18 protein-coding genes are annotated in these 18671 nt (G+C 63.5%); 13 read left to right on the plus strand and 5 right to left on the minus strand.

Annotated elements, in window-relative coordinates; translation table 11 throughout:
- Positions 1 to 26: 26 nt before the first annotated feature.
- Positions 27 to 650 carry a TetR/AcrR family transcriptional regulator gene (locus tag OUZ30_RS08635; RefSeq protein ID WP_266181816.1) on the minus strand — a complete coding sequence of 208 codons (624 nt, stop codon included), beginning with the start codon at positions 648 to 650 and terminating at the stop codon, positions 27 to 29.
- 235 nt (positions 651 to 885) lie between these two features.
- Between OUZ30_RS08635 and ndk the strand changes: the two genes are divergently transcribed.
- From ndk to moeB, 8 genes are all read left to right on the plus strand, one after another.
- A complete protein-coding gene (gene ndk, locus OUZ30_RS08640; protein ID WP_266181817.1) occupies positions 886 to 1311 on the plus strand; it encodes a nucleoside-diphosphate kinase in 426 nt (141 codons plus the stop codon).
- A gap of 6 nt (positions 1312 to 1317) precedes the next feature.
- Positions 1318 to 2451, plus strand: a complete 1134-nt coding sequence (rlmN, locus tag OUZ30_RS08645) for a dual-specificity RNA methyltransferase RlmN (protein ID WP_266181818.1) — start codon at positions 1318 to 1320, stop codon at positions 2449 to 2451.
- Positions 2441 to 3238, plus strand: coding sequence for a type IV pilus biogenesis/stability protein PilW (gene pilW, locus OUZ30_RS08650; protein WP_266181819.1), 798 nt, complete (start codon positions 2441 to 2443; stop codon positions 3236 to 3238). Before rlmN ends, pilW begins: the two co-directional genes overlap by 11 nt.
- A 71-nt stretch (positions 3239 to 3309) precedes the next feature.
- Positions 3310 to 4269, plus strand: coding sequence for a helix-turn-helix domain-containing protein (locus tag OUZ30_RS08655; protein ID WP_266181821.1), 960 nt, complete (start codon positions 3310 to 3312; stop codon positions 4267 to 4269).
- 150 nt (positions 4270 to 4419) lie between these two features.
- Complete coding sequence (locus tag OUZ30_RS08660; RefSeq protein WP_266181822.1) at positions 4420 to 5064, plus strand: YfgM family protein; 645 nt, start codon at positions 4420 to 4422, stop codon at positions 5062 to 5064.
- Positions 5061 to 6287, plus strand: coding sequence for an outer membrane protein assembly factor BamB (gene bamB, locus OUZ30_RS08665; RefSeq protein ID WP_266181823.1), 1227 nt, complete (start codon positions 5061 to 5063; stop codon positions 6285 to 6287). Before OUZ30_RS08660 ends, bamB begins: the two co-directional genes overlap by 4 nt.
- 21 nt (positions 6288 to 6308) lie before the next feature.
- Positions 6309 to 7706, plus strand: a complete 1398-nt coding sequence (gene der / locus OUZ30_RS08670; RefSeq protein WP_266181824.1) for a ribosome biogenesis GTPase Der — start codon at positions 6309 to 6311, stop codon at positions 7704 to 7706.
- Positions 7707 to 7770: 64 nt separating this feature from the next.
- The gene (gene moeB / locus OUZ30_RS08675) at positions 7771 to 8940 is read left to right on the plus strand and encodes a molybdopterin-synthase adenylyltransferase MoeB (protein WP_266181825.1); all 1170 of its coding nucleotides are present in this window, start codon (positions 7771 to 7773) and stop codon (positions 8938 to 8940) included.
- 90 nt (positions 8941 to 9030) lie between these two features.
- Here the strand turns inward: moeB and OUZ30_RS08680 are convergent, their stop codons facing one another.
- A complete protein-coding gene (locus tag OUZ30_RS08680) occupies positions 9031 to 10152 on the minus strand; it encodes a GNAT family N-acetyltransferase (protein WP_266181826.1) in 1122 nt (373 codons plus the stop codon).
- Between the two features lie 65 nt (positions 10153 to 10217).
- On the opposite strand from OUZ30_RS08680, the gene folD reads away from it, so the two are divergent.
- The 3 genes from folD (at position 10218) to guaA (ending at position 14377) form a co-directional block, all read left to right on the plus strand.
- Positions 10218 to 11087 (plus strand): bifunctional methylenetetrahydrofolate dehydrogenase/methenyltetrahydrofolate cyclohydrolase FolD, encoded by an 870-nt coding sequence (gene folD / locus OUZ30_RS08685; RefSeq protein WP_266181827.1) that lies wholly within the window; start codon positions 10218 to 10220, stop codon positions 11085 to 11087.
- Positions 11088 to 11199: 112 nt separating this feature from the next.
- Entirely contained in the window at positions 11200 to 12657 is a 1458-nt protein-coding gene (gene guaB / locus OUZ30_RS08690) for an IMP dehydrogenase (protein ID WP_266181828.1), read from the plus strand.
- Between the two features lie 139 nt (positions 12658 to 12796).
- A complete protein-coding gene (gene guaA / locus OUZ30_RS08695; protein WP_266181829.1) occupies positions 12797 to 14377 on the plus strand; it encodes a glutamine-hydrolyzing GMP synthase in 1581 nt (526 codons plus the stop codon).
- Between the two features lie 81 nt (positions 14378 to 14458).
- On the opposite strand, the gene OUZ30_RS08700 is transcribed toward guaA, so the two are convergent.
- Together OUZ30_RS08700 and OUZ30_RS08705 are read right to left on the minus strand one after the other, a co-directional pair.
- A complete protein-coding gene (locus OUZ30_RS08700) occupies positions 14459 to 15160 on the minus strand; it encodes an SDR family NAD(P)-dependent oxidoreductase (protein WP_345781044.1) in 702 nt (233 codons plus the stop codon).
- Positions 15161 to 15235: 75 nt separating this feature from the next.
- Positions 15236 to 16099: an NmrA family NAD(P)-binding protein gene (locus tag OUZ30_RS08705; RefSeq protein WP_266181831.1), complete on the minus strand. Its 864-nt coding sequence runs from the start codon at positions 16097 to 16099 to the stop codon at positions 15236 to 15238.
- Positions 16100 to 16211: 112 nt separating this feature from the next.
- Here OUZ30_RS08705 and OUZ30_RS08710 point away from each other — a divergent pair, with 112 nt between their 5' ends.
- Together OUZ30_RS08710 and tadA are read left to right on the plus strand one after the other, a co-directional pair.
- On the plus strand, positions 16212 to 17123 hold the full coding sequence (locus tag OUZ30_RS08710; protein ID WP_266181832.1) for a LysR family transcriptional regulator: 912 nt from the start codon (positions 16212 to 16214) through the stop codon (positions 17121 to 17123).
- A gap of 115 nt (positions 17124 to 17238) precedes the next feature.
- A complete protein-coding gene (gene tadA / locus OUZ30_RS08715; RefSeq protein ID WP_266183143.1) occupies positions 17239 to 17727 on the plus strand; it encodes a tRNA adenosine(34) deaminase TadA in 489 nt (162 codons plus the stop codon).
- Here the strand turns inward: tadA and OUZ30_RS08720 are convergent.
- Positions 17724 to 18647, minus strand: a complete 924-nt coding sequence (locus tag OUZ30_RS08720; RefSeq protein ID WP_266181833.1) for a CHAD domain-containing protein — start codon at positions 18645 to 18647, stop codon at positions 17724 to 17726. The genes tadA and OUZ30_RS08720 overlap by 4 nt on opposite strands.
- Positions 18648 to 18671 lie beyond the last annotated feature (24 nt).

Consider the following 18671-nt stretch of genomic DNA (forward strand, 5'->3'; position numbering starts at 1 on the left):
CGGCCGGGGGATATCCGGTGACGAATTCAGGGTGACTTGAGGCCTGCGGCGGCGAAGCGGATCAGGTGCTCGGCGGTTTGCTCGCGGTGCTGATGCTCCGGCACGTCGCTTTTTCGCTGGATCATGCCGAAGCCCGACATGGCATGGGTCAGGGCGCCGGTCACCAGGTCGACGCGCCAATACAGCTCTTCCTTGCTGAGATGAGGCAGCAGGCGGGCGAATTCAGCGGTGAACTGGCGCATCACGTGGCCATAGTTTTCCGACAAGAACTTACGCAGGGTGTCGTCGTGCTCGGCGAAGGCCCGGGCCAGCACGCGCATGAACAAGGAACCACTGCCATCGTGGGAAAGCTCCAGTGCAGGCACGATGAAGGCGGCCAGCACGTCCTCGACGGTGGCGCCCGCATCGCCGGCGATCTGTTGCAGGGCGGCCATGCGGCGTCCGTTCAGCTGGTCCAGTCGGCGCCGGAAGACCTCCTCGATCAGGCGGTCCTTGGAGCCGAAGTGGTAGTTCACGGCAGCCAGGTTGACCCCGGCGGCGGCCGTCAGCTGGCGCAGCGACGCGCCTTCGAAGCCGTGGCGGGCAAACAATTCCTCGGCGGCACCGAGGATGCGTTCCTTGGTCGGCAGGGCGGCACTGGATGCGGGCATGGTTCGTGGGCCTGAACGAGGAATCAAACGATCGTTTGAGCATACGCGGGTCGATTTGCAGCCGTCAAACGATCGTTGGGCCCGGCCGTCCAGGGCCCTGCGCCCGGCTTGCGTATCAGTTAGAATCTGTCAAACTTTCGTGAGCTAAATCCGCATATAACCGCCGGATTTGGCGTAATTTGCCGGTAACGACCGGCCCGCCCATTCAGATACCCGTTTTCCCGGAGCAGACCTCATGGCGCTGGAGCGCACCCTTTCCATTATCAAGCCCGACGCCGTTGCCAAGAACGTGATCGGTGAAATTTACGCCCGCTTTGAAAAGGCTGGCCTGAAGATCGTTGCTGCCAAGATGAAGCACTTGTCGCGCCAGGAAGCCGAAGGCTTCTACGCCGTGCATCGCGAGCGCCCGTTCTTCAAGGCACTGGTCGAGTTCATGATCTCGGGTCCGGTGATGATCCAGGCGCTTGAAGGTGAGAACGCGGTCCTCAAGCATCGCGACCTGATGGGCGCCACCAATCCAAAGGATGCGGCGCCGGGCACCATCCGCGCCGACTTCGCCGATTCCATCGACGCGAATGCCGTACACGGTTCCGACGCCGCCGAAACGGCGAAGGTCGAGATCGCATACTTCTTCGCCGAGACCGAGACTTTTAGTAGGTAATACGTTGTGAACCAGGCAGTTTCCACTACATCCGAGAAGGTCAACCTGCTCGACTTCGATCGCCAGGGCTTGCGTGATTTCTTCGCGCAGCTCGGTGAGAAGCCTTATCGCGCCGAGCAGGTGATGAAGTGGATCTATCATCGCCTGGAAGACAACTTCGAAAACATGACCGATGTGGGCAAGACGCTTCGAGCCAAGCTCGAGGCGTCGTGCTACGTCGGCCCGCCGAAGACCCTGTTCGAGAAGGGTGCTGTCGACGGCACGCACAAGTGGCTGCTCGGCATGGATGGCGGCAACGCCATCGAAGCGGTGTATATCCCGGAGCCGACCCGCGGCACGCTGTGCGTGTCCTCGCAGGTCGGCTGCGGCCTCAATTGCACGTTCTGCTCCACCGCGACCCAGGGCTTCAACCGCAATCTGTCCACGGCCGAAGTCATTGGCCAGATGTGGGTGGCGGCAAAATATCTTGGCAACGTCACGCACCAGAACCGCCGCATCACCAATGTGGTGATGATGGGCATGGGCGAGCCGCTGCTGAATTTCGACAACGTCACCAAGGCGATGAGCCTGATGCGCGATGACCTGGGCTTCGGCCTGGCCGCCAAGCGCGTCACGCTGTCCACCGCCGGCCTGGTGCCGATGATCGACAAGTTGTCGGAAACCATCGACGTGTCGCTGGCCGTGTCGCTGCATGCGGCGAACGACGAGCTGCGCACCGAGCTGGTGCCGCTCAACAAGCGCTATCCGATCGCCGAGCTGATGGCGTCCTGCCAGCGCTGGCTGGATCGCAAGCCGCGCACCTCGATCACCTTCGAGTACACCCTGATGAAGGGTGTCAACGACCAGCCCGAGCACGCGCGCCAGCTGATCAAGCTGATGCGCCGCATGCCCACGTGCAAGGTCAACCTGATTCCGTTCAATCCATTTCCTGGCACTCGTTTCGAGCGCTCCGACGCCGAAACGATTCGCGCCTTCCAGACCCAGTTGCTCAATGCTCACGTGCTGACCATGTTGCGCCGCACCCGCGGTGATGACATCGACGCGGCATGTGGCCAGCTCAAAGGGCAGGTATTGGACCGCACCCGTCGCCAGGCCGAATTTCGAAAGCGTCTGGACGAGGGGGCGAGTCATGCGGCTTGATCGGATTCTGTTGAGCGCCGGTGTTGCGATATTGCTGGCGGGTTGTGTTTCGACGACGACTAACACGGCCGGTGGTTTGTCGACCAAGATTCCGCGCACCACCAAGGCCGACCAGAAGGAGGAGGGCGCACGCGTCCATACCGAGCTCGGTCAGCAGTACATGCAGAACGGCAACCTGCAAGACGCCCTGGTCAAGCTCAACAAGGCGCTGGAGTTCGACCCGAACTACGTGCCGGCCCACACCGTTATCGCGGTCCTCTACGAGCGCATCAACGATCTGCCCAATGCGGAGCTGCATTACCGCAAGGCACAGTCACTGGCGCCGGGCAAGGGCGATACGAACAACAATCTGGGCTGGTTCCTGTGCAGCAAGGAAGGCAAGGCGGCCGAGGCCGTTCCGTACTTCCAGAAGGCTGTAGCCGACCCGTTCTACCAGACGCCGTCGCTGGCCTGGACCAACGCCGGTACATGCCTGATGCGTGGGCAGGACTATGCAGGCGCCGAAACGGACTTCCGCAAAGCCCTGCAGATTGACCCGATGAATGGCGAGACGTTGTATCAGCTCGCTAATGTGCTTTATCTTCAGGGTGATGCGTTCCGTGCCCGGGCCTTTGTTCAGCGTCTCGATGCGCTGAATCAGCCCACGGCGCCGGGACTCAAGCTTGGTCACGATATTGAAGCCCGGTTGGGCAACAGGGATGCTGCTCTCAACTATGGTAGGCGACTGCAAAGCCAGTTCCCGGATTCGGAGCAGGCGCGCGCCCTCGACGCAACTGCAAGCCAATGACATCCCATCAGTCAAATTCGGCCCACAGCGGCAACCGAGCCATCCCTCTTACTGAAACACCCGAAGCCACCATGGACACGGAACACTCATCGTCGGAAGCGATTAAAGGCAGCCTGGGCAGCCGTCTGCGTGCAGCACGCGAAAAGCGGGGCGTGGACATAGAGTCATGCGCGCACGCGTTGCGCTTGCCTACCAGGGTGGTTCGCCAGCTCGAGGGCAACGATTACAGCGGCATCGACTACCAGGTTTACCTGGAGGGCTACCTCACCAAATACGCACGCTACCTGGGGCTGGACGAGGCCGAGGTGAAGGCGGAACTTCGGCATTTCCGGCCGAGCCAGCCAACCCTGGTCGCCACCGGCGGCATTTCGCATTCGCGTTATCTGCTGGAAAACTACGCTCGCGCGGCCACGTATGTGGTGCTGACTGCGGCCATTGTCGTGCCCACCATCTGGCTCGGCGTGCGCGGCACACTTGATCGCGATGTCAGTCATCTGGCTCCGCTTGATGCCGCTCCCGTGGCCCAGGTTGATGCGCCGGCGAACCCAAGCAGTGCTGCGGCTTCCGTAGCCACGCCGGCAGAAGGTGACGCCAACAACGCCAGCACCGTTGCCTCTGCACCCGCGGCTCAGCCGGCGCCGGCCACGTCGTCTCCGGCGCCGGACCAGCAGCCGCTGATGGCATCGATGGCGCCCTTCCCCAATCTTGGCAATGACGCGTCCCACGCGCCGGCACCTGCCGCCACGGCCGTCGGCAATGGTGCTCACAGCTTGGTGCTGAGCCTGGAGGCCGCCAGCTGGGTCGAGGTCACGACGAAGGATGGCTCGCGTCTCGAATACGGCTTGTTGCCGGCGGGCAGCTCCAAGACTTACCACAGCGACCAGCCGATGGAAGTGCGCATCGGCAATGCCACCGGCGCGCAGGTCACGCTGGATGGTCAGCCGATGGCGCTGGACAGCTATCGTCGCGCGAATGTCGCCCATTTCCGCATCGAAATGCGCGACGGCAAGGCCGAGCCGGCCGGCGCCTGATCATCGCGCCGGACCTGTGCGGTCCGGCGCAATCGGTTATGCTTGCCCATTGTCTGCTCGACAACGAGCGGACTGGTCGAGCTGATTTATTTTTCCGCATGCTGGGCGCATCGCAAGTGCCTTCGATGTGCGGTTCCCAAGGGTGATTGCATGGCATTTGAAGCGTACGACGATTACGAACAGAGCGAACTCGTACAGCGATGGCTGCGGCAGAACGGCCTGTCGATCGTCGTTGGCATCGCGATCGGTCTGGTCGGTATCTTTGGCTGGCAGCAGTGGAACAAGCACAAGGCCGGCCATGAGGCCGAAGCCGCCAACCTCTATCAGCAGATCCAGGCTGCGGTGTCGTCGGGCAAGTCCGAGGGCGCGGACACGCTGACCGAGCAGTTGCTCAAGGACTATACGGATACGCCGTACGCTATGTTCGCAGTGAGCGATCGCGCGCAGCGCCAGGTGCAGGCGAATCAGCTGGACAAGGCTGTCGAGTCGCTCAACTGGGCCGAGAGCCATGCGGACAATACCGAGCTGAAGGCGCTGGCGGAAATGCGCATCGCGCAGGTGTTGCTGGCACAGGGCAAGGGCGCTGACGCGCTGGCCTCGCTCGATCGCATGCCTCCCAAGAGCTATGAAGGCTCGGCCCAGGAACTACGCGGCGATGTGCTGGTCAAGCTTGGGCGTCCAGACGATGCCCGCAAGGCGTACGAAGCCGCCAAGTCGGCGTTGGGCGAGAACGCGCCTCAGAGCGTGCAGATGAAAATCGATGATCTGGCCGTGGCCGGGAAGCAGGGTGCATGAAACCTGAAGTGATGAAGCTCGGTGCGATGAAGTGTGTGTTTCTTGTTGCGCTGACCTCCATGGTGGCCCTTGCCGGCTGCCATTCGTTCAAGAAGGAAAACGTTCAGCCGCCGACGCCGCTGGCCAAGGACTTCAAGCCCACGGTCCAGGTCACCCGCGTGTGGACCAACTCGGTGGGCGAAGGCGCTGGCGAGAGTGGCGTTCGTCTGCGTCCGGCCTTTGCTGATGGCGTGCTGTATGCCGCCAGCACCAACGGCAAGATTTCCGCGATCGATGCGGCAACCGGCAAGACCCTCTGGTCCAAGAGTTCGCGCACGCAAGGCTGGTTCGGCTGGGGCGACAAGAAGCGTGCTGATGCGCTTTACGCCGGCGGCCCGACGGTCTCGGGCGACCTGCTCGTCGTCGGCACGCTCGATGGCCACGTCTACGGCATCAATGCGAAGGACGGTAGCCCGCGTTGGGAGTCCGTCGTCAATTCCGAGGTGGTGGCTGCTCCGGCCATCGCCGACAATCTGGTGATTGCGCGTACGGCGGATGGTCGTCTCTACGGCTTCGATCGCGCCACCGGCGAACGTCGCTGGGTCTATGACCAGGGCAACGTGCCCCTGCTCAGCCTGCGCGGTGAAGGCCCGCTGTTGGTGGCGAACGGCGTGGTGTTCTTTGGTAGCGACGACGGCAAGCTGGTCGCGCTGCGCCTGGACACCGGCGACAAGCTTTGGGAGCAGCGGCTCGCCAGTGGCGAAGGGCGCACCGAGATCGATCGTCTTAGCGATGCCGATGGCGGCATCCTGCTCGATGGCAGCACGCTGTTCGGTGCCGCCTATCACGGCAACCTGGTCGCCGTTGATGGTCCCAGCGGCCGTCCGTTGTGGGGCCGTCCGTTCTCCACCTTCACCTCGCTCGATATCAGCAACAACGCGCTGTATGGCGTCGACGGCGATTCGCAGGTGTGGGCGTTCGACAAGAACGGCGGCGCCGACATGTGGAAGAACGACAAGCTCAAGTACCGCTGGCTTACCGGGCCGGCCGTGCATGGCGACTTTATCGTGGTAGGCGACCTGGAAGGCTACGTGCATTGGCTGCAGACCGGTGACGGTGCGCTGGCCGCTCGCGAGCGCCTGTCCAAGAAGCCCATTCGCGCCCAGCCGCTGGTGGTGGGTGACACTGTGTTCGTGGTCGACGTGAAGGGCCGCATCGGCGCTTATCGTCTGACCGCACACTGATAGCGGAACGGATGTCTAAGCATGTTGCCCGTCATAGCTCTGGTCGGTCGCCCCAACGTCGGTAAATCGACCCTTTTCAATGCAATGACGCGCAGCCGTGACGCCCTGGTAGCAGATATGCCAGGCGTCACCCGCGACCGCCACTACGGTGTGTGCCGTACCGGCACCCGCCCGTTCGTGGTGGTCGATACCGGCGGTCTTTCCGGTGTGGAAGAGGGCATCGATGCGCTTACCGCGCAGCAAGTGCGCTTCGCCATCGAGGAAGCAAACGTCCTGGTCTTCGTGGTCGATGCGCGCGATGGCCTGTTGCCGCAGGACCGCAGCATCCTCGCCGAGCTGCGTCGTAGCGGTAAGCCGATCATCGCCGCGGTCAACAAGACCGATGGTCTCGATCTGCAGAACGCCATGGCGGAATTCGCCGTCTTCGGCATTGCCAACACGCTGCCGCTGGCTGCCGCGCATAACCGCGGCACGGAAGACCTGGTCGCCGCCACGGAAAGGCTGCTGCCCCCCGAGGTCGAGGAAGTTGTCGATCCGGGCGAGGCAGGCAGCATTCGCGTCGCCATCGTTGGTCGCCCCAACGCCGGCAAGTCCACGCTGATCAATCGCCTGCTGGGTGAGGATCGTCTGATCGTCTCCAGCGTTGCCGGCACCACGCGTGATCCGATCCGCGTGCCGCTGGAACGTGACGGCAAGCGTTACACGCTGATCGACACGGCCGGTGTACGCCGCAAGGCACGCGTCGAAGAGGCCGTGGAGAAATTCAGCGTCATCAAGACCCTGCAATCCATGGCTGCCGCCCAGGTGGTGGTGGTGATGATCGATGCGCGCGAAAACCTGGCCGACCAGGATCTCACCCTCATCGGCCACGCCATGGACGAGGGCAGGGCGTTGGTGATTGCCGTCAACAAGTGGGACGGTATGGACGGCTACGCGCGCGAGCAATGTGAACGTGCGCTGGAGCGCCGCCTGCAATTCGTCGACTGGGCCAAGACGGTATTCATCTCCGCGCTGCATGGTTCAGGTCTGCGTGAACTGATGCGCGCCGTCGTGCGTGCCCATCATGCCGCGACCAAGGAGCTCACCTCCTCCGAGCTCACCAAGACCTTGGAGCTGGCCTACGAGGGTTATCAGCCGCCCTTGGTTCGTGGCCACGCGCCCAAGTTGCGCTTCGCGCATCCGGGTGGCTCCAACCCGCCGACCATCGTCATCCACGGCAGCCGTACCAAGCACATCGCTCCGGCGTATCGGCGCTATCTGGAGAACTTCTTCCGCAAGCGCTACAAGCTGGAAGGCACGCCGGTGCGCATCGCGTTCCGCGATGGCGAGAATCCGTTTGCCGGCAAGAAGAACGTGCTTACGGAAGGCCAGATGCGCAAGCGCCAGCGCATGATTCGCGAGATGAAGAAGCGCCGCTAAGCGCTGTGGCATCCAGCCGCGGCCATGATGCGCCGTGGCCCGGCATACGCTTTATGCTAGTCGCATGAGTACTGCCAACGATCGCGACACCTGGCTGGCCGATTTACGCCAGCGCATTCCCGAGATTGCTCCGGCCGACGCCTTGGCGCGCCAGGCGCAAGGCGCACTGTTGATCGATGTTCGGGAAGACGGTGAGCGTGCTTCGGGCACGCCGGTTGGCGCGCTGGGTCTGCCCCGCGGTTTTCTGGAGCTGCGCATCGAGCAGGTCGAGGCGGACCGGGAGCGCCCGCTTATCGCTTTATGCGGCAGCGGCCAGCGTTCGTTGCTTGCCGCTGAAGCGCTGCTCCGGCTTGGCTATCGCCATGTGGTTTCCGTCGCGGGTGGCTACAACCGCTGGAAGGCCGAGGGTTTGCCCACCGCTACGGGTGCGCTGGACGCCGATGCCGCGGAACGTTACGCGCGTCAGTTGCGTCTGCCGCAGGTTGGCGAGGAAGGGCAGGCCAGGCTTTCACGTGCCAGCATCGTGCTGCTGGGCGCGGGTGGTCTGGGTGCGCCAGCGGCGTTGTATCTTGCGGCCGCCGGTGTGGGGCGGCTTACCCTGATCGACGACGACCGGGTGGAGCGGTCCAATCTACATCGGCAGGTAGTTCATGCAGACGCGCGGGTTGGCATGGCCAAGGCGGAGTCGGCTCGCATCGCCTTGGCGGCTTTGAACCCGCGTGTGCAGGTGGAGACGCGCGAAGAGCGTCTGCAGGCGGATAGTGTCGAGCGCCTGCTCGGCGGCCATGATCTGGTGATCGATGGGGCCGACAACTTCCCGACACGCTATTTGATTGCAGCTGCGTCACAACGGCTTCGGATGCCGATGATTTATGGCGCGGTGGAGCGTTTCACGGGCCAAGTCAGCATGTTCGATCCGAGGCGCCCGGATTCGCCTTGCTATCGCTGCCTCTTCCCGGAGCCGCCGTCGGCGGCCGAGGCGCCCAATTGCAGCGAGGCTGGCGTGCTGGGCGTATTGCCTGGGATCGTTGGCTTGCTGCAGGCGACAGAGGCCCTGAAGTTGATCCTTGGTCTAGGCGAGCCCCTGGTGGGACGATTGTTGAGTTTCGATGCACTGTCCATGGGCTTTCGCGAGACGCGATTACCGCGAGATCCGGGCTGTCCAGGTTGTGGCACGGACGTTACGTTCCAGGGTTATCACGACATCCAGCAGATGTGCTCTGCGGCCGGCTGAGCCCGCTTATAGCGCGGCAACGGAGCCGTTTTCGCCAGCTTGCCACATGCGACCGAAACGCCTGATCACACAGAGATTTTGAACAATTTCTTAGGAAAGATCGGCGGCGATAAGCGAGTACATGGCTGCATCCTGTGGCTGCCCGTGCAACGTCAGCCGCTGGCGGGCGATACCCTCGAAGCGGGCGCCTGCCTTCTCGGCCACCCGGCAGCTTGGTCTGTTATCCGCCACCGCCACGATTTCCAATCGTCGCAACTCCGATGACTTCAGGGCATGTCGCGCCAGCATGCGCACGGCCAGAGGTGCCAGGCCCTGGCCCTGGCGGGATTGGCGCACCCAATAGCCCAGGTTCGCCATACAGTAATCAGTCTGCCAATGGTTGAGGGTGACGCTGCCGATCAGTTCGCCGCTGTGACGGTCGAGCATGGCCAGTGCACATTCATCGCCCACGCCACGCCAGGCGAGGCGACTCCTGGCAATCCAGCGCCGGCCGTCTTCGCGTGTATAGGCCGACGTGCACCAGTCCTGCCAGCGTCCGATGCTGTCCATGGATTCGTGCAATGACGTGATGAGTCCGTCGAGGTCGGCCTGGCGAAACGGGCGAAGTTGCAACGGGCCGTCCTCCAGCGTTGGCCCGTCCAATTCGGTGGCATCGTCGGGCGGCAGTAGCGAGTACACCGCCGCGGCGATGGCTTGCCCCTGGTGGCATAGGCGATTAGGGCAGATGCCATCGAGATGCGCGCCGGCGCGCTCGGCCACGCGCCGACTGGCCCGGTTGTCGGCGGCGGCAACGATTTCGATGCGTATCAGTCCCAGCCTTTCGAAGGCGAGCGTGGCCACAGCCTGCACAGCGGCCGGTGCGATGCCCTTGCCTTGTTCTTGCTGGCGGACCCAATAGCCAAGATTGGCGCTGGCGTGCTCGCGGTCCAGCCGGTTGAGCGCGATGCCGCCGAGCAGGCGGCCCTCGCTATTAAAGATGCCAAAAGCATAGGGTTCGCCGCGTGCCCAGCCGGACTGGCAATGTTCGATCCAGGCAACGCCGTCCTCCCATGCATAGCCCGCGTGGCACCAGGCCAGCCACTGACCGACCGACGCGATCGATTCCTGGGCGGCCTCATACAGTGCCTCGGCATCGCCCGGTCGCCAGGGGCGCAGGCGAAGCGTGGCGGCGGCAAGTTCCAGCGAAGCGGGCAAGCGTTTGATGGTGGCCATCCGATCTGGTTTGTGTGCGTGCGGTGGAGCCGGGATAATACGTCTCTTTGCAGGCAGCCCCGACCATGACCGCACGCATCCTCGACGGTAAACGCATCGCGCAGGAACTGTTGGATCGCATCGGTCAGCGGGTGGCCGAACGCAAGGCGCAGGGGCTGGCTGAGCCGGGCCTGGCCGTGGTGCTGGTGGGCAATGATCCCGCGTCGGCCGTCTATGTGCGCAAGAAGCGCGAAGCCTGCCAGCAGGTGGGTTTCCGTTCCTTCGAGCACGACTTCCCTTCCACGGTGACGCAGGATGAGCTGTTCGCACTGATCGATCAGCTCAATGCCGACCCCTCGGTGCACGGCATCCTGGTGCAGTCGCCGCTGCCCGAGCATATCGATGAGGATGCGCTGGTGGATCGCATCGATCCGGGCAAGGATGTCGATGGTTTTCAGGCGGTGAATATCGGTCGCCTGGCCTTGCGCCGCTTTGGCCTGCGCCCGTGCACGCCGCGTGGCGTGATGACCTTGCTTGGGCATACGGATCGCCCGGTGCGTGGACAGCATGCCGTCGTGGTGGGTGTCTCCAACCACGTCGGTCGACCGCTGGTGCTGGAACTGCTGATCGCCGGTTGCACCACGACCTGTTGCCACCGCTTTACGCGTGACCTGGAAAGCCATGTGCGCCTGGCCGACATCGTGATCGTGGCGGTGGGCAAGCCGGGCCTGGTCAAGGGCGAATGGATCAAGCCCGGCGCCGTGGTGATCGACGTCGGCGTCAATCGACTCGATGATGGCCGTCTGGTCGGCGACGTGGAATTCAAGCCGGCCGCCCAGCGCGCCAGCTGGATTACCCCGGTGCCGGGCGGCGTGGGCCCGATGACGGTGGCCACCTTGCTGGAAAACACCTTGGACGCGGCAGAGGCTCGCGCGCTCTTGCATCACGGCGGCTGATACGGCGTTGCCGCAGCGATCGTCGCGCTGTCGGCAACAAACTGTTCATGCAGCGTGTGGCGAGCACGCGGTGTTCCGCGTATAATTTCATCTTTGCAGCGGGACTTTTCGCATGCGCATCATCGCCGAGGCTCTCACCTACGACGACGTTTATCTGGTTCCGGCCCATTCGGTTGTTCTGCCGCGCGACGTGGATACCTCCACGCGGCTGACCCGCAATCTCCGCCTGAATATTCCCATCGTGTCCGCCGCCATGGATACGGTGACCGAAGCCCGCCTTGCCATCACCATGGCCCAGAACGGCGGCATCGGCATCATCCACAAGAACATGACCGCCGAGCAGCAGGCCGCCGAAGTGCGCCTGGTGAAGAAGTTCGAAGCCGGCGTCATTCGCAGCCCCATTACGGTAGGTCCGCAGACCTCGATCGGTGAAGTGCTGCGGCTCACCCGCGCCCACAATATCTCGGGGGTGCCGGTGGTCGAGGACGAGAAGCTGGTGGGTATCGTCACCAGCCGCGACCTGCGTTTCGAGCGTAAGCACGAAGATCCGGTGCGCAACATCATGACCCGCCAGGACAAGCTGGTGACGGTGCGTGAGGGCGCCAGCCAGGACGAAGTGCTGCAGTTGCTGCACAAGTTCCGCATTGAAAAGGTCCTGGTCGTCAACGACGACTACCAGCTGCGTGGACTGATCACCGTCAAGGACATCCAGAAGGCCCGCGACAATCCGAACGCCGCCAAGGATCGTCACGAGCGCCTGCTGGTCGGTGCCGCGGTTGGCGTGGGTGGCGACACCGAGCAGCGCGTCGAGGCCTTGATGGATGCCGGCGTGGACGTGATCGTGGTCGATACCGCGCATGGCCATTCGCAGGGCGTCATCGAGCGCGCGGGCTGGGTAAAGAAGCATTATCCGCAGGTGCAGGTCATCGCCGGCAATATCGTCACCGGCGAAGCAGCGCGCGCGCTGCTCGGCGCCGGCGTGGATGCGGTGAAGGTTGGCGTGGGCCCGGGCTCGATCTGCACCACGCGCGTGGTCGCTGGCGTGGGCGTGCCGCAGATCACCTCGATCGACATGGTGGCAACGGCACTGAAGGACGAGATCCCGCTGATCGCCGATGGCGGCATCCGTTACTCGGGTGACATTCCGAAGGCGCTGGCCGCTGGTGCGTCCACCGTGATGCTCGGCTCGATGTTCGCCGGCACCGAGGAATCGCCGGGCGAAGTGGAGCTGTTCCAGGGTCGCTCGTATAAGAGCTACCGTGGTATGGGCTCGCTGGGCGCGATGGCGCTGGGTTCCAAGGATCGCTATTTCCAGGACGAGGCGGACGCTGACAAGCTGGTGCCGGAAGGCATCGAAGGTCGCGTGCCGTACCGTGGTCAGCTGAGCAACATCATTCACCAGCTGATCGGTGGCTTGCGTGCGTCCATGGGCTACCTGGGTGCAGCCACGGTTGAGGACGTGCGCCAGAAGGCGCAGTTCGTGAAGGTGACCGGCGCCGGCGTGACCGAGGCCCATCCGCACGATATCCAGATCACGAAGGAAGCGCCGAACTATCGGCTCAATTCGTAAACGGATACGCGCCGGCCTTATGGCCGGCGCATCGTTTTAACGGAAGGCTACGTGCAGGGCGTGATGCCCGATGTGGTCTTCGCATTCCAAAGATTCAGACGCGGCGCGATACCCGCTCGCCGCGCATCGGAGCCGGACCGTGACCGACATCCATAGCGACAAAATCCTCATCCTCGATTTCGGCGCGCAGTACACCCAGCTGATCGCCCGCCGCGTGCGCGAGATCGGCGTGTATTGCGAGATCTGGGCGTGGGACCACGACCCGGCCGAGATCGCCGCGTTTGGCGCCAAGGGCATCATTCTCTCGGGCGGCCCGGAATCGACGACATTGCCGGGTGCACCGACGGCGCCGCAGCAGGTGTTTGATGCGGGCCTGCCCATCCTCGGCATCTGCTACGGCATGCAGACCCTGGCCGCGCAGCTGGGCGGTGCCACCGAGGCGGCGGACGCCCGCGAGTTCGGCCACGCCGAAGTCGACATCGTCACCAAGAGCCGTCTGTTTGATGGCCTGAGCGATCACGACAACGGGCATCGGCTCGATGTGTGGATGAGCCATGGCGACCATGTCGCCAAGGCGCCGCCGGGCTTCGTCATCACCGGTATGACCGACCGTATTCCGGTCGCCGTGATGGAGAACGAGGACAAGCGCTGGTACGGCGTGCAGTTCCATCCGGAAGTGACGCATACCAAACAGGGCAATGCGCTGCTCAAGCGTTTCGTCACGGAAATATGCGGTTGCCAGACTTTGTGGACGGCAGCGCACATCATCGAGGACCAGATCGAGCGCGTGCGCGCGCAGGTGGGTGACGATCATGTGCTGCTGGGCTTGTCCGGCGGCGTGGACTCCTCCGTGGTCGCGGCGCTGTTGCACCGGGCCATCGGCAAGCAGCTCACCTGCGTGTTCGTCGATACCGGCCTGCTGCGCTGGAAGGAAGGCGACCAGGTGATGGCCACCATGGCCGAGCACATGGGCGTCAAGGTGATTCGCGTCGACGCCGCTGAGCGCTACTTCAAGGCGCTGGAAGGCGTGGCCGACCCGGAAGCCAAACGCAAGATCATCGGTCGCCTGTTCATCGAGATCTTCGACGAGGAATCGGCCAAGGTCACGGCGTCGGGCGACGGCCATGTGAAGTGGCTGGCGCAGGGCACCATCTACCCTGATGTGATCGAGTCGGCCGGCAGCAAGACCGGCAAGGCCCATGTCATCAAGAGCCACCACAACGTGGGTGGCTTGCCTGAGCACATGAAGCTCAAGCTGATCGAGCCATTGCGTGAGCTGTTCAAGGACGAAGTGCGCCGTATCGGCGTGGAGCTGGGTCTGCCGCGCGAGATGGTCTATCGCCATCCGTTCCCCGGTCCCGGCCTCGGTGTGCGCATCCTTGGTGAGGTGAAGCGGGAGTACGCCGAGCTGCTGGCCCGCGCCGACGCCATCTTTATCGAAGAGCTGCGTGCCTGGGATCTGTACGACAAGACCAGCCAGGCGTTCGCGGTGTTCCTGCCGGTGAAGTCGGTGGGCGTGGTCGGCGACGCTCGTGCCTACGAATGGGTGATCGCGCTGCGCGCGGTGGAGACGATCGACTTCATGACCGCGCATTGGGCGCACTTGCCATACGACTTTCTTGGCAAGGTTTCGAATCGCATTATCAATGAGTTGCGCGGTGTTTCTCGTGTCGTTTATGACATCAGTGGCAAGCCACCTGCAACCATCGAGTGGGAATAAGGTTTCGTCAGCGCTTCACGCTCGAGGTTCTCAAGAAAGTCATATATCTATTTGATATTTCGTGACTTTATTGGAGTTTCTCTACCAGGCTACGATGCGGCCTTGGTAATCCAGGTACTGCAGGCCGGGCACGCCGGCCTGCGCGCTGACCGTGTCGACCACGCGGGGAATGCTCTCCTCGATCGATAGTTCGGCCTCAGGTCCACCCATATCCGTGCGCACCCAGCCGGGAGCGATGAGCAAAAAGCTGCGCGGGTCACCGGCGTGACGGGCAGCGAAGCTGCGCATCAGCGTGTTGAGGGCCGCCTTGCTGGCCCGATAGGCCTCCCAGCCACCATCGACGTTGTCGGACACGCTGCCGAGGTCCGAGGACATCGCGACGATCGTGCCGCTCGGTGGCACCAGGGCGTGCAGGGCTTCGATCACACGCATCGGGCTTAGCGCGTTCGTCACCATCACGGTGACGAAATCCTCGGTGCTCACCTTGCCGATCGCAACGTCCGGATCGATGGCGACGCCGGCATTGACGAACAGCAGGTCAAGATGGCGCTGGTCGAGTCGTTGGCGCAGGTTGGCGACGTCGTCGCGCGCATTGATGTCAATCATCTCGATCTGCAAGCGCCCTTCGGATGCCGCAGCGAGATCGTGCAAGAGCGTGTGTCGTGACCCTCGCACCGTGGCGATCACGCGCCAGTCGCGTTTCAGGTATTCGTTCGCCAGGGCGAGACCCAGCCCGCGCGAGGCTCCGACGATGAGGGCGGTGCGGTTTTCCGGCAGGGGCATGGGCATTTCCACTATCGACAAGGACGGGGGGCGGGGCGCAGGCACCGCGGTTACGGTGTCGGCAACGGGGCTTGCTCAGCGGCTGCGTTCGACCAGCTCGCGCAATACGCTGTCCAGCGTGACGGTTCCTTTGCGCAACGTGTCCGGGCCGTGCTCGAAGTCGATCCAGCCTTCGTTGAATCCGTCCAGCATACGCATGCGCGGCTCCGGATGCTGCATGCCCTGAGTGCGGAAAAGTGCCTCCCAGGTGTCGCGCGGTACGGGCTCCATGCGAACGGGGTGGCCAAGCACTGTAGCGAGTCCGGCGGCAATATCGTTGGCCGAGTAGCGCCGCGGGCCTTCGAGCTCAACGACGCGGGAGCCGGTCCACTGCTCCAGCAGCACGTCCGCCACGGTACGCCCGATATCGGCCGTGGCGACCATCGGAATCGGATGGTCCAACGGCTGCAGGAAACTGGGCGCCATACCGTTTCGGGCCGTTGCTACATCCCAGGCCGCGTTTTCCATAAACCAGGCGGGGCGAACGAAAGCCATTGGCACGGGCAGGGTGCCCAAGGCCTGCTCGATCATCCTTGCGTTGTTGAGCAGGGAGAATTCCTCGACATGCGCACCGACGCTCGAGAGGAACACCACCTTGCCGGGGCGAGCCGCTTCGATGGCGGTGCAAATGCTGTCGATGATCTGGTGGATTCGCGGAAATCCGGGTGCCGGATCGTAGTCAGGCGGAATCATCAGGAAAGCGCCGTCCACACCATGGAGCGCGCTGGTCAGGCGCTCGACGTCATCGATCGGCGCCAGCGCAGTCTCACAGCCTCGACTAATCCAGGGCTCTGCCTTGGCGGCATCGCGAACGACAGCACGCACGTGTTGGCCGGCGCTGAGCAGTCGGTGTGCAACGTGACCGCCGACCTGACCGGTGACTCCCATGATGGCAAACATTTCGGTGACTCCTTGAGGCGATGTACTCGCGATGGGCCGCATTCTCCGCCTCGTGTAATAGTTTCGCGATAACATCAATGTCATTTGATAAATGACAAAAAGGCACGAATGCATGGCCTTCGACGAACGCATGTTGAACGGCATGAGCGTCTTCGCGGCGGTCGTCGACAGCGGCAGTTTCGCCGCTGCGGGCGACGTTCTGGACATGTCGCCACCCGGTGTCAGCCGTGCGATAGCCCGGCTGGAGGCAAGGCTCGGCATTCGCCTGTTCAATCGCACCACGCGTTCGGTGGCACTCACCGACGAGGGCCGTCGTTTCCATGCCCAGGTGCTGCCTCTGCTGGCCGGGCTGGAGGAGGCTGCGGCCAGCGCCGCCCAAGGCGCCACGGCAGTGCGCGGCCGGCTTCGCGTCCACATGGACCCGCTCTTTTCGCGGCTGATGCTCGGTCCTCGGCTGGGCGAGTTCATGGATGCGCATCCGGACTTGGAGCTCGAGCTGGTGACCCGCGACCAGCTGGGTGACCTGGTCGCCGAGGGTTTTGACCTGGCCATACGCTTCGGCGAGCCTCCTATATCGGGCTTGGTCGCGCGCAAGCTGCTGGACACGCGCATCCTGACTGTGGCGGCGCCGTCCTATCTTCGGCGCCACGGACGCCCCGGTATGCCGCAAAGTCTGGAGGGCGGCGCGCATGTCTGCATCGAATTTCGCGATTCGGCCACCGGGCGAACCTTTCCTTGGGAATTCCACCGCAAGCGTCGGACGCTGGTGGTGAGGACGGCGGGCCGGCTGATCGTCAACGATGGCGGTACCCTGCACAGCGCCTGCCTGGCTGGCTACGGCGTCGCCCAGGTCATGGCCTTGGGAACCGAGCGATGGCTCGCCGATGGGCAGCTTATCGAACTCTTTCCCGATTGGCCGGACGAGCGCTTCCCTCTTTACGCGCTGTATCCGTCGCGCCATCACCCGTCGGCCAAGGTGCGGGCCTTCCTCGATTTTGTGGTCTCGATGACGAGGGCCGGCTAAGCGTCTGTTCACGGGCCCAACGCGGGCCACGCGGAGATGGTGAACAGGCTCCAAAGGCGAAGGTTTTGCCGAGTCGGCGATAGAATGGCGAGCCGTGCCTGACTTTTCCGACCTGATGACCGACGACATCCTGCTTTCGCCGCCGCCTTTTTCAGCCGAAGACGAGGGCTACATGCGCCGCGCCCTGCAATTGGCCGCCCATGCACGCGACGCCGAGAACGAGGTGCCTGTGGGTGCCGTGCTGGTGCAGGAAGGCGACATCATTGGCCTGGGCTGGAACCGCAATATCACCTTGAGCGACCCGACCGCGCACGCCGAGATCATGGCCCTGCGCGCCGCTGGCGAGAAACTCGCCAATTACCGCATGCCCGGCGCCACGCTGTACGTGACGCTGGAACCCTGTGCGATGTGTGCGATGGCGCTGGTGCATGCCCGTATCGGGCGCGTGGTGTATGCCGCTACCGATCCCAAGACCGGGGCCGCCGGCAGCGTGTTCGATACGCTGGTTTCGGATCGCCACAATCATCGCGTGGAAGTGCAAGGCGGACTGCTGGCGGAGGAATCGTCCAGCATGCTGCGGGAGTTCTTCCGCTCGCGCCGCTAGGGCGCTTTGCGCCAGTAGTGGCTCAGTTTGTCCAGCTTGGTCAGGGATTGCGTCATCTTGCTGGACGCGTCATAGGCTGACTTCCGAGCCCAGCGCCGGAACGCCTTGACCGGGTCCTGGTCGTCATCGGCCAGCGGAAGTGTGGCGACCAGATCTCGCCCCATCAGTCGATCATGGGCGCGGCCCAAGTGAGCTTGCAGGTCAGCTAGCTGCTTGAGCCAGGCGCTTGCCGCGCGCTTGGGAAACAAGTGCTGGTACAACTCCATGCTGTAGCGCAGTTTCTTGATGGCTGCGCGCAGGCGATGCAGGCGCTTCCTGCCGCCATTGAGCTTGGCAATGCGCTTTTTCACCGCGTTGAAACGGTCGTCGATCACCGCGGCCGCGTTTTCCCGAATGCGTCGGTCGCTCGGTGGATCGATGGCGGCTGCCCAGTGACGCCAGGATTGAACGGGAATTGCCAGGCTGGTTTTTTTCAGGGAGGCGATGGCCAGCGCGTGCGCCCGGCCCTGCAGCTCGGCGACGGCTTGCTGCATCATCGCCGCCGGCGGAGGTATCACAGGACATTCACGCAGGAAGGCAGGCAGGGTCTCCTGGGCGAGGATGTCGACGTCGCGGCAGTGGCCGGTGGCTTCGCGGCAGGCCCGTAGATGGCATACGACATCGTCCAGGCCATCATCGGAAAGATGCGTCACGCTGTTCAGCGTGGCGGTAACGCGTCTCAAGCTGACGCGCCATGCATGCAGCTGCTTCGGGTCGTAGGGTTGCTCAAGCAGGCGCTTGCGCGCATCCACGGCCTTGCCCAGATAGCCGTCCAGATTCTGGCGGATGCGCTCGAACTCCGGGGTTGCGTGCGATTTGGCCCGCGCACTGGCTCGCGAAGTCCGCGACGGAGAGGCTCGATGCTGCAACCTGGCAATCATGAGGCACCCCCACCGACCAGTCCG

The sequence above is a fragment of the Dyella humicola genome (assembly GCF_026283945.1).
Taxonomy (GTDB): domain Bacteria; phylum Pseudomonadota; class Gammaproteobacteria; order Xanthomonadales; family Rhodanobacteraceae; genus Dyella; species Dyella humicola.